Raw genomic sequence first — 15,257 nt, forward strand, 5'->3', positions numbered from 1 at the left:
AGATTAATGGTATTATTTAGGATCTAAGTTCTAGAAGAAGGAGTTAGTAATAGTGCATCATCACAATTTAGCATAGGTCTACTAATATCGTAGTCGTTCTTCTTGCTTCCTTGTTTGACTGAATATTTAAAAATATCTTTTATTTCAGTGGTTGATAATTTTGGGTTTCTCTCTAGCATTCTGGCAATACATGCTGAAACGTAAGGAGCTGCCATAGAAGTGCCAGAGATCTTTAATTTCAAAGAATTAGGATCAGCTTCATCATAATTTGCATTTGTTGATTCGATATTATGGCCTGGAGCTAATACTGTTACATGCTTAGATAGATTGGTATAGTCTGTCACATTTCCACTATTGTAGGTCTCATTTGTATAGTCATCTGTTCCTGATGTTGGGTAGACAGCACCAACAGAAATTACGTTTTGAAGACAAGATGGAAATCCAACGTATCCTTTTTGGTAATCATTACCAGAAGCGACAACAATTTTTACCCCTTTTTTTGCTAGATTATCAATTGCTTTTTTATAATCAGCTAGATGTCCTGATAACATGCCATCACAATTTTCTGAAGCATAACTACTACTACCTAAACTCATATTAACGATATCCACATCAGGAATATCTGATGTAATTTTATTTAATGCTTCAATAGTGTCAAAAGTTGATCCATTGCCGTTTTTATGTAAAGAGCGTAAGTTGACAATGTTAGCATTATAGGCCATTCCAGCAGGAGCACCTCCCTTGAGAGGTTTCGCCGCAATGATGCCTGCTACATGTGTACCATGAGTATCTTGTTTACCATCTATGGTACGAGCACTACCTCCTTCATTTGGGTAGTTTTGTGGACAATTGGACGGCTCCCCCTTCTGATCTATATGCTTAGAAAAGCAATAGTGAGAAACATTAGGCAGCTGCGGGACATTGGCTACGCCTGAATCAATAACAGCTACAGTAATTCCCTTTCCAGTAAGGTCTTTGAATCTTGTATGTCCATTATAGTCACTTTGGGTAAAAGAAGTACGATATCCTCTATTTTTTTTTGATAAATTTCCTGTATTAAGTGAAACCTCTTCTATATAAATATCTTTGGAAGAATTGCTTAGCTTAATGATATCTTCATATGTAATTTCTATTGTAAATAATGGCGATGTTCCAACCATATTAAAATTACTATATTGTATCCCTGCATTGTTTAAAACAGCTTTTGCTTCATTTTCAAAGTTTGTATCATCACTATTTATTAAATTGTCTGAAAGCTTGATGGAAATTTTTATCGCTATATTTTTATTGGTTGTTTCCAGCTTTCGTTTAAGCTGTCCTGAGATGTTAGGGTAATTAAATTTGCTGTTTGAGTTAAAGCTTGTTTTATTAATTGTTTTGGGACTGAGTTTGTTGGAGTCTTCTGTATTTTCAGTTGCTAGGGCATTACAGGAAACAAAAATAGCAAGGCTTAAACTTGATAATAAATAATACTTCATAAATAGCTCTTTAAGGTTGGGTGGATATTATTTAATTGAAGTTGATTATAGATATATGATCAATACTTCTCATATATGTAGTTGTTGGATTAATTAACTATTTTTACTCACTTTCAACTTATCAATAACAATCGTACTTGCAGGATCATCAGCAAAAATACGAATATTGCCACAGCTGTTATATACACTGCTATTGACTCTACCCGTTGAATTGCCGCCTGAAACAGTAATGCGGCTGGTGCTACCACAAGCATATACGTTGACAGTTGTTTTTTGGTTGTTAACGCCATGGACTACCATTTCTAGCTGATAGTTACCATCTTCTTTTAATTGATATTGAAGCTCTCCACCACTCGCATAAGTGTTAGTTAAATGAAACTCATTTTTATCTTCACATAAAGTACTGGGCTTGGCCTCAGCAAGCTTTGCTGTACCTGTGGTTTTCCAATTAGTGAGCTTATCTATTTTTTGAATAGATTGACATAATTTAGTTTTAGAGTTTGCATCGCCAGGTGAAGGCCAGTTGTTATCAGTAGGCCAACTATTATCTGTTGGCCAATTAGGTTTAGGCCAGTTACTACTAGGCCAATTATTTGTAGACCATGAATTATCAAACCAGTCATCATTACTTGTATTTTTGTTATTCCAGCGGTTTGTTTTATTTGAACTGATTTTTTTTGATGAATGTTTGTTAGAGCTATTCCAGCTAGCTGAAGTACTACATTTGGAAGAGCCTTTACCTGATTGATAGCAAGAGTCACTATCAAAATTACCGTTGGCCTGGCTTAGTGAACTAAAAGCAAGGGTAGTAGCTATAAAAGCTAGTTTATTAAGTTTCATATTTTATCCTTAATTTTATTAGAGGTGTTCTATGATTTGTTAGTGCAAATTATTTTAATTATGTGGTTAGTTAATATGTTGGTTTATTTTGCATTTTTAGGTTTGTAAGTTTTATCTTTACATTCTAATGTGATGTTGGTGAGCTAACTTAAAACTAATTTGTTAGGTTGAGCTAAGTGCTGGTTATAAAGGGGAAATGTTAAAAAAAAGCCCATTTTTAAAATGGGCTTAGAGGTATTATTTGGAGAGATTGATTTTCATAGGAAAAATTATTGTTTGAATTAGAATGTATAACCAACACTTAGGCCAGCAAAATTTTGTCCACTGTTTTCCTTTGTTAGTGAACCATTAGAAAAGTGTCTTGCGTAAAGTTCTAGTGCAATACCACTATCAAAACGATAGCCTACCGCTAACCGTTCCCCAAAGGTGAATTTAGAACCTATGCGGTTGGTGTCATTATCTTTAATATAAGCGCCTAAACCAACAGTGAGGTAAGTATTTTTTCCGCTAAGTAGTGCTACATCTTTCGATATGCCAAACATGTTCAGGTCATACTGACTTAAGTCTACATTATCTTTAAAACTTTTATTAGTAGGATCATTTTTTGAGTTTTTTCCTCGGAATATACCTAATTCAAGATTATTTCTTGCTGGTAAACGAAAGAATGTATCAGGTTGACTATAGGAAATACCTCCAAAGTAAAGTTTTTCAAACCCTTTGCCACGAAAACTCATGCCACCGTGTACCATGATTTGATTTTCTTTATCGCCAAACATTGGATTGTTGGTTTTAGACTCAGCGAGAGCTGTGTTTGTTAAACAGTGAGTAATAAGTAAGGCTGTTGAGTAAAGCTGAAATCTCATCGGAAATGGCCTTTATTTATTCTGAAAAAATACAGTAGGAATTGTAGGTATATATTATTGATAATAAAGTAGCTTTACAGTTTCTTTACTATGAGTTGTGACTTATATCTATATTATCTTAGTCTGATTTTTTTATTAATGTGTTGGGTTGTTATTGGTTGTGTTTGATTATTCTTAATAAAACTTTAAATACATGTGTTTAATTTATTTTTATGTAAAACAGCTTTTAGCATGGATTTAATTTTTGATGCACTACACTTTCCTAAAGCTTTACTACACTAAACAAGTTAGCTAGATTTTTTTTATAAGCTACCAATGCTATATAACAGGAATATTGAAAAAGGAACTATTCATTCTTGTGTTTAAGTACTTGAATATATAAAGAACAAGGAAGTTCTCATGGTAAACTTTTGGTATTTTGGCCAAAGACTCATTGCTAAACTGCGTTTGACACAAAAGTTTCAGTTAATTTTGGGCTTGTTAGCTTTTCCTATTGTATATGCTTTTTGGCAACTTGTGGCTACACATAATCAAGATATCCGTGTATGGGAGGCTGAGTTACAGGGGCAGCAGCTTATTGCTGCTGTGCATCCTTTGCAGCTTATTGCTGCTGAACATAGGGGTAAAACAGTTGCTTGGCTGGCTGGTAGTGAACTTGCAGCGGATGACCTTCCTAACATTAGAAATAAACTTGAACAAGCATTTCAACATGCAATTAAAGTGGCAAATGATAAAGGGTATCCAAAAATTTCTCGTGAGCTTAGCTCTATTTTTCATGATTGGAAGTCGATGGTTGATCATTTATCCATGAATGTACCAGCTAACAAGGCCTTTTCTCAACATTCAGATTGGATCAATCGTATATCTATTATTGTCGATACCATTGCTACAGATAGTGGTCTTATTCTTGACCCTAAATTAAATACTTTTTTAGCCATGGATATTTTTGTATATCAGTTACCTCTATTGTTTGAAACAACAGGAAAACTTCGTGGTAAAGGGAGTTTAGTTGCTGCTAAAGGCCAATTTACCCCTGAGTTATTTATTGAGGTAACCCGGCTTACTGAAGTTATGGAAGAAACCTATAAAAAAGTTGTCGCACAGATTACAGCATTAGGGAATTACTCTGATAGCTATCAAAAACGCATAGAACCTTATTCTAACCAGTTATCAAAAGTGGTGAACGATTTTATATTAACCAGCAGAAGTGAACTACTAAAAAATGACAGCCCATCAATTGCAGTAGAAGATTTTTTTAATAATGGTTCTACCGCAATAAAAGCTCAAATGGATTTTTACCTCCTAATTGAAGAGCTATTTGTGGAAGGTGCTAGACAACACTTAGCTGAAACGCAAAACAAACGTAATATGGTAATTACTGTATTTAGTGTAACTATGCTGTCTGCACTATATTTATTAGTTTGTTATCAAATTAATACACGCTTAGCTATAAATAAATTACTTTATGCTGCAAACTCACTAGAGTTAGGCCAACTAAATATTCAATTGGAAGCAACAGGCCAGGATGAGCTCTCTGAAGCCATTAATGCAACAGGCCGAGCGATGAACTTATTACGTCAGAAAGTGAAGGCACTGGCTGATGAAGCTGTTGTGTTAAACCAAACGGCTCAGGCACTTGATCAAGAGTCAGATACTAATCAGCAATCAGGGAATGACCAAAAGCAGAGGATTAGTCATATTGTAGAGCTTGTTAGGCATAGTACTGATTCGGCACAGTCGATGCTAGAGCTTGCAGATGAAACATCGCACCATGTTCAAAATGTCTATCACTCTGTTGAAGAAAGCTCACAGCAGTCTATTGAAACAGCTAATGTAAGTCATCGTTTGGCTGAGCAAATTAATGATGCTGCCCAACAGATTATCCAATTGGCTAACAGTGCTAACAATATCAGTAATGTGATACATGTGATTAGAGAGGTAGCAGAGCAAACCAACTTATTAGCACTGAATGCCGCGATTGAAGCCGCCAGAGCAGGAGAGCAGGGGCAAGGCTTTGCAGTTGTCGCTGAAGAGGTTCGTACCCTGGCAACAAGAACCCAAGAGGCGACGAATGAAATTAGTCAGTCTATTTTAAACTTACAGCAAATAGCTGAAGATGCGGTTAAGGTGATGGAGGCTTCATCAAGTGATGCCGCGACCAGTGAAGAGAGAACCCGTAATACAGGTGATGCATTACAAAAGGTGACTGAGGCTACAAATCAAGTGGCTGCAGCATTCCAAAAAGTTGCCGAGGCTGCGAACATTCAAGCATCTACAGCAGCTGATATTAATTCGCATATAGACTCAGTTAATCAATCGGCATCAAATTTAGTATCTAGTGCAAAACGTGTTGCTGAAAGTGCTAATTCTGTACATATCCGCAGTAAAAATATTGAAGATATTGTTTCTGGCTTTAAGTTTGGTTGATTATTGGTGGTATTACAGTAAATCATTTGAGCCAATTTATATCTGGCACAGCTGGCTTATATGAGTATACGTTGATTTTTGTAAAATAACTGTCTTGTCAATCATCTTTACTTTTTTTACATTTGCTGCTTTTGTAATACTCAGACTATAGCGGCCCTATACGTATTATTACAATGGTTATTTTATTTTAAAAAGGTCTTCAATGTTATAAGATTCAATAGTTATCTATATATGAGTCTTAATCAGTAGATGTACATGAATATGAATTGGTGTCTGATAAAGCTTATTAAAGCTGCTGGTATACCCACTTTGCTTATTAGTCTTACCGCTTGCAGTGTTATGTCTAGAGAAGAGTGCTTGACAGCAGACTGGTATACAGTTGGTTATGCAGATGGTGCTGATGGGCGGCCTCCATCTAGAATTGGAGACTATCGACAAGACTGTGCTGAATATGGGGTTAGACCTGATTTAGACAACTATCGTTTAGGTCATCGTTCTGGGCTTGATAGATATTGTACTGAGGCAAATGGTTTTCAAGAAGGTGTTGAAGGTAATAGGTATAAGGGTGTTTGCCCTTATCCATTAGAAGCTAACTTTTTAGCTGGGTATAACCGAGGGAAACAAATCTATCAGGCGAAAAGAGAGTGGAAAAATATTCAAGATGATTTAAGGCGTGCAAGCTCTGAATTAGAAGAATTTGATGAAAAGATTAATAAAAAAGAGCGTGAGCTGGTAAAAGATGGGTTGACATCCGCGCGGCGGGCTGAAATATTGCAAGATTTAAATAATATCCGGTATAACAAGCAACAGTTACAACATAAAATCTATCAGCTGGAAAGTGATGAGCGCTGGTCAAAACAACAGTATAATTCACTGCGTTTTAGAGATAGTTGGTAAATGCTCAATTGGGATGAGTCATGAACTATAAGTGGGGAATGTTAAAATAAGTGTTTATTTAGTGTTTATGTTGGCAACTATATTTTCTACTGCTACAGATTTTCCTTTTAGAATTAATTCTAAAGCGTACTGAGGGTATTTATTATAGGTGATAATCACTATGTGATGGTGCTTGTGATGTTGATAAACGTACGCATGAATGCCATCTTTTGCATAAAACCATTTGTTTTGGTCTGCATTTAGTATTTTTCCAAACAAGCCATTTTCCCATGAGGCTTCTTCTATAGAACTATTAATTGTTTCTGGTAAATCGTTGAGTGTAAATTGAAATTCTACTTGAAATTGATTCCGTGGCACTGGATTGTATTTGATATGGTGATTTTCTGGCGAATGAGGTGGTTTGAGCAAAATAAGAGGAGTTATTTTTAATGAGGTATTTACTGGATACTCCAGTAATATAGAGTCATGGATTTGACGTACAGATTGGAAGCTTGAGGGAAGTACAAGCTGGAGGTCTTTCCATTTATACTGAAAGCCTTGGCTAACATTGGTTTTTGGCCACTCTTTTTTAATCGCTACTTGGTTGCAAATATGTTCTTGATTAAGGCAGATAGTACGAGTGGAATTTGTTGACTCACTACATGCTGTGGTAGTAAGTATAAGACTAATAGTCAGAAAGGATTTTTTTAACACTTTATTGCATCACTTATAATGAAGTAAACTAACGTAGTCTATTCAATTTGTTGGCTTATGAATAGCGTAAAAAGGCTTTTTGTTATAGTCATCAAGAAAGCTGCTTAGTCATTATATGACTTACAATCTGATAGCCGCTATTTTTATAAAGTGTTTGGGCAATTTTATTATTTTTGTAAACGTGTAGTATTATATGGTTTACATGATGTTGCTTTATCTTGCTCTCAATTAAAGCCAGTACTTGTTTGCCATAACCTTGTTGCCGATGAGGTTGATCTATTTCTATAGTATCAAGCCAGGCAGATTGCTCATCCTTCTGAATAGAATAAGAGACAACCCCTATTTTTTGTTGATGTTTATCTTCAATTGTATAAATATATTGGTTTTTTGTATTGATGCCATCTTTATACTTATATGAAAGTTGCTCTTTGGCGATATCCAAGGCTCTTTTAGGTGGTAACTTGTAGGCTTTTGTCATCCACTCAGCAAATTCTTTTACTTCATTTTCAAAAAATATAGTAAATTCATATTGTTTCATTGGGCGAAGTGTAACCATAATTTTTCTCTCTTATATGTTATCAGGTGGTTTGGAATGGTCTATCCCATTAACAAGGATATTCAAACAAGAGTTTAGTTTGCTAAAATAGTATAAATAGGTACTTTAAACAAAATAAAATATTTTAGAAAGTCAGCTTAACATCAGGAATGCAAGTTAGTCTATCAACTAAGTTTGAATAACAATATCACTCTGTTGAGGAGAGCTGTACTCTATGCCTACGTCAAATCAACCAGTTCCACGTATTGACAAGCTGGGAACAACCACTATTTTATTGCATTGGATTGTCGCAGCTGTGATGATTTTTTTATTGTCATCCGGTATATATGACTACTTTCGAAGACTTTGGCTGGTATTCCTGGCATAAGTCAGTTGGTGTATTGGCGTTATTTATTGCGGTGTTAAGGGTTATTTGGCGAATAAAAGAAGGATTTCCAAAGCCTTTAAATAATGACCAGTCAATACAGGTTATATTAGCTAAATTAGCGCACTATACGTTATTAGCTTGTACGATAGTGATGCCTATTTCAGGCATTATTGCATCTGCAGCAGGTGGTTATGGTTTGCCTTTCTTTGAATTCTCATTAATTGAAAGTGTCCCTCCAGCTGAGAGGCCTATGAATAGTTTTTGGGCTGGTTTTTCCAAAGAGGCCCACTTCTTTGCCGGCTATTTAATGGTTGCAATTTTAGCTATACATATTGTTGGAGCGCTTTGGCATCAGCTGGTTAAAAAGGACAATACTATGTATAGAATGATTGGCGTAAATAAATAATAAGTGGAATGTGTGAAATGCCAGCTATAGTGAGTATATTTTACTACAGCTGGTTTATGTAGCTTGTCAAAATGAATCCCTCATCAATCCAACCACAAATACCACCAATCATTTTCTTAACTGGGCGTTTTAACTCGGCCAGGCGCACGGCCGCTTTTTCAGTCGCATTACAATGAGGGCCAGCACAATAAACAATAAATAGAGTATTTTTAGGAAATTGGTTGATTAATTCTGATTTTATTTTCCAATGAGGTAGATTAATAGCGCCTGCAATATGTCCTTGGTTAAATGCTTCTTCACCTCTCACATCCAATAACACAAAATCTTGTTGGTGGTTGGTTATTGCGTGGTGAACATCCCAACAATCAGTTTCATACTGTAGCAAATGCTGAAAATGGGCTAATGCTTGATAGCTGGGCGCTGCAGGTGTTCTAGATACTACTGACGACATGTTATTGCTCCTGGGGAATTGATAAATCTATATCATGGGTTTTGGTATATATCTTATGCAGTGGGAGCCCCAATTTAAATTGGCTTAAAAGACAATATGCGTTAACTTTAAGCCAAGTGATTTAACTGATGGCAAGTAAAAGTGTGTACAGTAGCGATTTTGGCCTATCCGGGGTTGGCTACCTTTGAGTTTGGTTGCGCCATTGAGCTGTTTGCCTTATCCCGGCCAGAATATCAGCAGTGGTATCAAGCGGAAGTGGTCACTTTTGATCGTAGTCCGGTATCTGCGACTGGTGGTATTTTAGTGACAGCAAAGCCGGTGACGAGTTTATTGGATTATCACACCTTGATTATCCCAGGTTGGCCAGTTCAGCAAACGGAGGTACCCACATTAATAAAGCAACAAATAACTAACAAGTATAAAAGTGGTGGTCGAATATTATCGTTTTGTTCAGGAGCATTTTTGCTTGCTGAATTGGGGCTGTTGAATGGTAGGCGGGCAACGACGCATTGGCGTTATGCTGAGTTATTTCAACAGCGTTATGGGCAAGTGCATTTTCAAGACAATGTCTTGTATACATTTGATGGCCAAATTGGTTGTTCGGCAGGTAGTGCCGCTGGAATTGATTTGGGTATTGAAGTGATCCGTCAGGATTTTGGTCATGACATTGCTAATCAAGTAGCGCGGCGTTTGGTGGTTTCCCCTCATCGTAGTGGCGGTCAAGCGCAGTATGTGGAAACACCTGTTATCAAACATCATAATCATTTTTCTGCCACGCTGGACTGGGCTGTAGAGCACTTACATCTGCCAATAGCCGTGAATGACCTTGCTAAACAAGCTAACATGTCACGGCGAAGCTTTGATCGACATTTCAAATTGGCCTTGGGTATGAGCCCAAAAGAATGGCTTAACCGACAGCGGTTAACCTTGGCGCAAAAGCAGTTAGAGCAACGTACTGCTTCTATTGAGCAGATCGCGCTTAATGTAGGGTTTGGTAATGCTATGAATTTACGCCATTACTTTAGAAAATACCTAGGGATATCACCTAGCCAATATCAGGCACAATTTTTATAAAAGTAGCTCTATAATAAGAGTGGCATTGCTTTCCTGGGGCTATTTATGAGCAGTACTATAGTCAAAGGAGGTAATCTATATAGCCATTCGTGAAGGGTATAAAAAACGAGAGAATGCAATGTTAGCAATATTGGTACACTTATTATTAACTGCCATTTTTCTATTGGTAGTGGCTAATTTTGTTAAGGGAGTTGAAATTGACAATTTTGGTACTGCCTTTTTCGGTGCTATTGTTTTAGGTATCTGTAATGCGGTGATTAAGCCGGTTATTTCCTTTTTAGCCTTTCCGATTACTATTATTACGTTAGGGTTATTTTTACTGGTAATTAATGCATTTATGCTACAGTTGACCGCAGCGCTGGTACCAGGCATTAAGGTAAGGGGATTTTTGCCTGCCATTGTCGGTAGCATTATGTTAACCATATTAAATTTGCTGATTAACTGGGTGATGTAACAAGGAGTAAGCAAAAGGAGGGTTTCAGTTGGAGGATTTAATACGGCAGTTTGTATTGCTTTGGGCTGTGATTGATCCTATCGGAACATTACCTGTTTTTTTGGCAGTAACGGCAAGTGGTAGTGCTGCTCATAACCGAAAAATTGCTTTAGTTGCAGTAGGCGTTGCTTCTTTGGTTTTGCTGTTTTTTATTGTTGCTGGTGAAATACTGCTAGAGTCAATGTCAATTCCTTTATCTGCTTTTCAGGTGGCAGGTGGAGTCGTTTTATTTGTTTTTGCGCTGTCGATGATTTTTGGTGAAAGTAAGCCAGAAGAAGAATTACATATGGTTGATAAGGGTGTTGATAGTGCGATTTTTCCTTTGGCAATACCTTCCATCGCTTCGCCTGGTGCTATGATGGCGGTGGTATTACTCACTGATAATCACCGCTTTTCAATCGTCGACCAAGTGATAACCACTGGTATTGTGTTACTTATTATGCTCATAACATTGTTGTTACTGCTAGTTGCTCCTTTTATTCAGAAAATTATTGGTACCTCTGGAGCGAGTGTTATTAGCCGGGTAATGGGGCTAATACTGGCTGCTGTAGCAACCAATAGTGTGTTGGAAGGGGTACAAGTTTACTTTCAGCTATAGGCTCTCTGTGGGTAGTCCCTAGTATATTCATAGGTGAGTAATTATTGACTAAGGTCAATATATTCCCTAAGAGAGAAAGTAAGCTGATATCCATGAAATTGTAAACAAAGGTGAGTGGTATTTGTAAAAAGTAGTCATAACGCATCAAGAGTAAGACAATTACAGATCGTTATAGGTACACAGGTCGTAATAGATAATAGTCATTTCGTTTTGATTCCTACGTAAATATATTTATGATGGTAGGCTGAATTATTCTCGGATTAGGATTAACAAAAGTGCATCAACATACTGATTTTATTCCACTCAATATTGCTGTGCTTACTGTAAGTGATACCAGGGATGAGTCTACTGATACTTCTGGTCAGTATTTGATTAGCGCTTTACAGGAGTCAGGCCATCAATTAAAGCACAGGCAAATTATCAAAGACGATATTTATCATGTTCGTGCCATTATTTCGCAATGGATTTATGATGAAACAGTACAGGTGGTAGTGATTACAGGTGGTACAGGGTTTACTGGCCGTGATAGCACACCAGAGGCAGTAGCCGTATTGTTTGATAAGGAAGTGACTGGCTTTGGTGAGTTGTTTAGGCAGGTTTCCTGGGAAGAGATTGGTACCTCAACCCTTCAGTCCCGCGCACTGGCTGGATTAGCCAATCATACCGTTATCTTTTGTCTGCCCGGATCAACGGGAGCTTGTAGGACCGGTTGGGAGAAAATTATTAAGCCCCAGCTGGATAGCACAACACGTCCTTGCAACTTTGTATGCCATTTGTTGCCGAAATGAAGTAAGTATCTGGGTTGATTGGTTATACACTGGAGGCCTTGATTTCACTGGCTGTAAGAAAACTTCTGGGGCCCGGTAAAAGCAACAAGCATAATCGGTGGAGAAAATAGTTAATGAGCTGCTCAGAGCATAATCTTATTACAGTTAGCCAGGCAATTGTACAAATTCAGGAAACTTTGCAACATAAGGCAGATGTTGAATGGCTGTCATTGGCTGAAGCTGTAAACAAAGTATTAGCAGCAGATCAATTGTCTACCTTAAATGTGCCGCCGGCAGCTAATAGTGCGATGGATGGCTACGGGTTTAATGCTAAAGATTTGGCTACGGATCAATCTACCCGGCTTCCTGTTGGTTTGAGAGTAGCTGCTGGAGATCAACCGGGCATCCTGCCTTCGGGCATGGCAGCAAGAATTTTTACTGGGGCTTTTATTCCGGAAAATGTTGACTTGGTGATTCCCCAAGAGCAAGTGAAAGTAACTGGTGACCATGTTGAAGTACAGCCGGGCTGGCAAATTGGCCAACATATTCGTAATACTGGTGAAGATATTGCTGAAGGGCAGCAAGTGGTGGCTGCTGGCAAACGCTTAAGGCCTCAGGAACTAGGATTATTAGCTTCGGTTGGGGTGATGCAAGTGCCGGTTTATAAGCCGCTAACAGTCGCGCTGTTTACTACGGGCGATGAGCTAATTGAACCAGGCCAGCCATTACCAGAGGGTAAGATTTATAACTCAAACCGCTACACTTTGTTAGGCCTATTACAGCAAACAGGCTTTAAGGTGATGGATGGCGGTATTCTCCCTGATCAGCATGATGCAACTAAACAGGCCTTATTAAAGGCAAGCCATCAAGCCGACGCCATAATTACGACGGGTGGTGTCTCTGTAGGAGAGGAAGACTATGTTCAGGGCGTTATTCAAGAGTGCGGTACAGTGCATTTATGGCGTTTGGCAATCAAACCTGGTAAGCCGCTATTATATGGGCAATTAGATAAGAAGCCTGTGTTTGGCCTGCCTGGAAACCCAATATCCTCATTAGTCACTTACCTGATGGTTGCTCGTCCAGTATTGCAACAAATGCAAGGCTTACATGAGACAAAACCTGCCAGTTATCAATTTAAGGCTGGCTTCGCTAAAAAGAAAAACCTGCGTCGGGCTGAGTATTTGAGAGTACAACTACAGCCTCAAGCGGGAGAGCTAACCATTGTCCCTTATCCTAAGCAAGGTTCGGGGGTGTTGTCGTCGGCAAGCTGGGCTACGGGGTTGGCACTGGTGCCTGCTGATACGGAAGTCAACCAAGGTGATCTACTCGAATATTGGCCATTTGGCGAGCTAATTTAATCAGTATAAGCTTTGTAATTAAAGAAGTAAGTGATGGTCGCTTCCGTCATACAATCTTGATCATTGCAGTTGCTAATATGCAGTAAAATAGGTAAAAAATGATGGTGAGAGTGTTTCGTGGTTTAAAAATAAGTTATACACCGATGGATTGCTCATTACTATCATGGAGTGGAAGAGGTAATAACAATGAATTCTCCATTAGTTGATCGTTTTGGCCGGAAGATTACCTATTTACGCTTTTCTCTAACTGACCGCTGTGACTTTCGCTGTGTATATTGCATGGCGGAAGATATGACGTTTTTACCCAGACAAAAGATTCTAGGCTTGGAAGAAATTCTTCAAGTGGCGGAAACATTCGTTTCACTTGGGGTGAATAAAATTCGTTTAACTGGCGGTGAACCATTAATTCGCCATAACGTAATCTGGTTAATTGAACGGTTAGCTGCTTTATCTAACCTTGAAGAGCTGTTAATTACCTCTAATGGCTCTCAGCTAGTTAAGTATGCAACAGCATTAGCTAAAGCAGGCATCAAACGGATAAATATTAGTTTGGATACTCTTGATCCCACTGAATTTAAACAGTTAACCCGTACTGGTAATATTGAAAAAGTATTGTCAGGAATTGATGCCGCGCAACAAGCAGGTATTGAAGGAATTAAATTGAATGTGGTCGTAATGAAAGGACGCAATCAGCATCAAGTTTTACCTCTACTGTCTTATGCATTGGCAAATAACCTAGATATCAGCTTTATAGAAGAAATGCCGCTGGGTGCTATTTCAGAGCACAGCCGAGGACTGACATTGTGTACCAGTGAAGAAGTTAGAACAATTATTCAGCAACAATACGAGTTATTCCCTTCTACTTATGAAACCAATGGACCTAGTCGTTATTGGCAAATACCGGGCTACCAAAGCAAAATTGGTTTTATATCCCCCCATAGCCATAATTTTTGCGGTGATTGCAATCGAGTAAGAGTGACGGCAGAAGGTAAACTTCTGTTGTGTTTGGGTAATGAGCATTCTGCTGATTTAAAAAATATTATTAGACGTTATCCGGGCGAGCAGGATAAATTACGCGAAACTATTATAACGGCGATGGACTTGAAGCCTGAACGCCACTATTTTGATCCTACTGGTGATGTACAGCTTGTGAGGTTTATGAATATGACAGGGGGTTAACCCTATTAAAGTGTTGGGTGGGGCTCAACAAAAAAATCATGTTCTAACATAAGTTTTAATAAAGAACCATTTCGTTGTATTTCGTCTAGGCTGCTGTTAAAGATATCAACCAGAGACTCATTTTTTTTAGGAAAAGCGATATGTAGTTTATTTTCTGATAAAGCTTTTGGTAAAAAATCAACCTCTTTAAGTAAAAGTGGCGATATTTTTTTTATTTCGTGGCGTGCAACCAGTTCATCTTCCAAGGTTAAATCAATTCTATAGTGAAGCAACTTATAAAAATTAATAACAAAAGTACGTTCTGGTATTTTAGTTAGCTCAGTTGATGTGTCAAATGCCTTGTTGTAAGCATAATCCTGAACTATACCAATTTGGTAAGGTTTTAACTCAGACAGCTGATTAAACGTAATGTCATTGTTGCGGAGCTTTATAAACTTAATGCGATTATTCATATAAGGCTTACTAAACAACATTTTTTCAGCCCGTTCAGCAGAGTACCAGGCATCTAATAATCCATCATAACTACCCTCTACTGTTCCTTTTAAAGCTCTAGCCCAAGGTAAAATAATGATTTGTATTTCATAATCGTACTGACTATAGATTAATCTTATTAATTGAGGAGAAAAGCCATTTCCTTTTAAATTAGCACCACTATAGGGTGGCCATTCTGTAGCAGCAAACCGAAGCTCTTTGCTTACAGCAGGAGTAATTAAAACGGCTGCAAATAAAATTATACTTAGCGGTTGCCTAAAGCCTTTTACCAACAACCGCTTGATTGAGGCTAACATTGTAGAATACTCTGAATAGTAA

Annotated in this window: 16 protein-coding genes; 9 read left to right on the forward strand and 7 right to left on the reverse strand. The window is 37.8% G+C overall.

The genetic code is table 11. The annotated features are described in order from the left end of the window. Nucleotides 1–23: 23 nt before the first annotated feature. The 3 genes from G4Y78_RS08875 to G4Y78_RS08885 form a co-directional block, all read right to left on the reverse strand. Nucleotides 24–1,478 carry a S8 family peptidase gene (locus G4Y78_RS08875; RefSeq protein ID WP_163832681.1) on the reverse strand — a complete coding sequence of 485 codons (1,455 nt, stop codon included), beginning with the start codon at nt 1,476–1,478 and terminating at the stop codon, nt 24–26. 93 nt (nt 1,479–1,571) lie between these two features. Continuing rightward, on the reverse strand, nt 1,572–2,318 hold the full coding sequence (locus G4Y78_RS08880; RefSeq protein ID WP_163832682.1) for a hypothetical protein: 747 nt from the start codon (nt 2,316–2,318) through the stop codon (nt 1,572–1,574). Between the two features lie 281 nt (nt 2,319–2,599). Further along, on the reverse strand, nt 2,600–3,181 hold the full coding sequence (locus tag G4Y78_RS08885) for an acyloxyacyl hydrolase (RefSeq protein WP_222937670.1): 582 nt from the start codon (nt 3,179–3,181) through the stop codon (nt 2,600–2,602). Nucleotides 3,182–3,580: 399 nt separating this feature from the next. Here G4Y78_RS08885 and G4Y78_RS08890 point away from each other — a divergent pair, with 399 nt between their 5' ends. Next, on the forward strand, nt 3,581–5,608 hold the full coding sequence (locus tag G4Y78_RS08890; RefSeq protein ID WP_163832683.1) for a methyl-accepting chemotaxis protein: 2,028 nt from the start codon (nt 3,581–3,583) through the stop codon (nt 5,606–5,608). 255 nt (nt 5,609–5,863) lie between these two features. Continuing rightward, nucleotides 5,864–6,505, forward strand: coding sequence for a DUF2799 domain-containing protein (locus tag G4Y78_RS08895; protein ID WP_163832684.1), 642 nt, complete (start codon nt 5,864–5,866; stop codon nt 6,503–6,505). A gap of 54 nt (nt 6,506–6,559) precedes the next feature. Here the strand turns inward: G4Y78_RS08895 and G4Y78_RS08900 are convergent, their stop codons facing one another. Together G4Y78_RS08900 and G4Y78_RS08905 are read right to left on the reverse strand one after the other, a co-directional pair. Next, nucleotides 6,560–7,198: a hypothetical protein gene (locus tag G4Y78_RS08900; protein ID WP_163832685.1), complete on the reverse strand. Its 639-nt coding sequence runs from the start codon at nt 7,196–7,198 to the stop codon at nt 6,560–6,562. A gap of 91 nt (nt 7,199–7,289) precedes the next feature. Continuing rightward, nucleotides 7,290–7,754 carry a GNAT family N-acetyltransferase gene (locus G4Y78_RS08905; RefSeq protein ID WP_163832686.1) on the reverse strand — a complete coding sequence of 155 codons (465 nt, stop codon included), beginning with the start codon at nt 7,752–7,754 and terminating at the stop codon, nt 7,290–7,292. A gap of 326 nt (nt 7,755–8,080) precedes the next feature. Between G4Y78_RS08905 and G4Y78_RS08910 the strand changes: the two genes are divergently transcribed. Then, a complete protein-coding gene (locus G4Y78_RS08910; protein WP_163832687.1) occupies nt 8,081–8,527 on the forward strand; it encodes a cytochrome b in 447 nt (148 codons plus the stop codon). Between the two features lie 43 nt (nt 8,528–8,570). Here G4Y78_RS08910 and G4Y78_RS08915 read toward each other — a convergent pair whose 3' ends face one another. Beyond that, complete coding sequence (locus G4Y78_RS08915) at nt 8,571–8,978, reverse strand: rhodanese-like domain-containing protein (protein ID WP_163832688.1); 408 nt, start codon at nt 8,976–8,978, stop codon at nt 8,571–8,573. A 141-nt stretch (nt 8,979–9,119) separates the two neighbouring features. On the opposite strand from G4Y78_RS08915, the gene G4Y78_RS08920 reads away from it, so the two are divergent. The 6 genes from G4Y78_RS08920 (at nt 9,120) to moaA (ending at nt 14,447) form a co-directional block, all read left to right on the forward strand. Further along, nucleotides 9,120–10,052, forward strand: a complete 933-nt coding sequence (locus G4Y78_RS08920) for a helix-turn-helix domain-containing protein (protein ID WP_163832689.1) — start codon at nt 9,120–9,122, stop codon at nt 10,050–10,052. A 118-nt stretch (nt 10,053–10,170) separates the two neighbouring features. After that, nucleotides 10,171–10,506: a phage holin family protein gene (locus G4Y78_RS08925; RefSeq protein ID WP_163832690.1), complete on the forward strand. Its 336-nt coding sequence runs from the start codon at nt 10,171–10,173 to the stop codon at nt 10,504–10,506. Nucleotides 10,507–10,534: 28 nt separating this feature from the next. Further along, nucleotides 10,535–11,143, forward strand: a complete 609-nt coding sequence (locus G4Y78_RS08930) for a MarC family protein (protein ID WP_163832691.1) — start codon at nt 10,535–10,537, stop codon at nt 11,141–11,143. Nucleotides 11,144–11,418: 275 nt separating this feature from the next. Further along, on the forward strand, nt 11,419–11,931 hold the full coding sequence (moaB, locus tag G4Y78_RS08935) for a molybdenum cofactor biosynthesis protein B (RefSeq protein WP_163832692.1): 513 nt from the start codon (nt 11,419–11,421) through the stop codon (nt 11,929–11,931). A 113-nt stretch (nt 11,932–12,044) separates the two neighbouring features. After that, nucleotides 12,045–13,268, forward strand: coding sequence for a molybdopterin molybdotransferase MoeA (locus G4Y78_RS08940; protein WP_163832693.1), 1,224 nt, complete (start codon nt 12,045–12,047; stop codon nt 13,266–13,268). 186 nt (nt 13,269–13,454) lie between these two features. Beyond that, entirely contained in the window at nt 13,455–14,447 is a 993-nt protein-coding gene (gene moaA / locus G4Y78_RS08945; protein ID WP_163832694.1) for a GTP 3',8-cyclase MoaA, read from the forward strand. 5 nt (nt 14,448–14,452) lie between these two features. Here moaA and G4Y78_RS08950 read toward each other — a convergent pair whose 3' ends face one another. Beyond that, on the reverse strand, nt 14,453–15,235 hold the full coding sequence (locus G4Y78_RS08950) for a substrate-binding periplasmic protein (RefSeq protein ID WP_163832695.1): 783 nt from the start codon (nt 15,233–15,235) through the stop codon (nt 14,453–14,455). Between the last annotated feature and the right edge of the window lie 22 nt (nt 15,236–15,257).

The sequence above is a fragment of the Spartinivicinus ruber genome (genome assembly GCF_011009015.1).
In the GTDB taxonomy this organism is placed as follows: Bacteria; Pseudomonadota; Gammaproteobacteria; order Pseudomonadales; family Zooshikellaceae; genus Spartinivicinus; species Spartinivicinus ruber.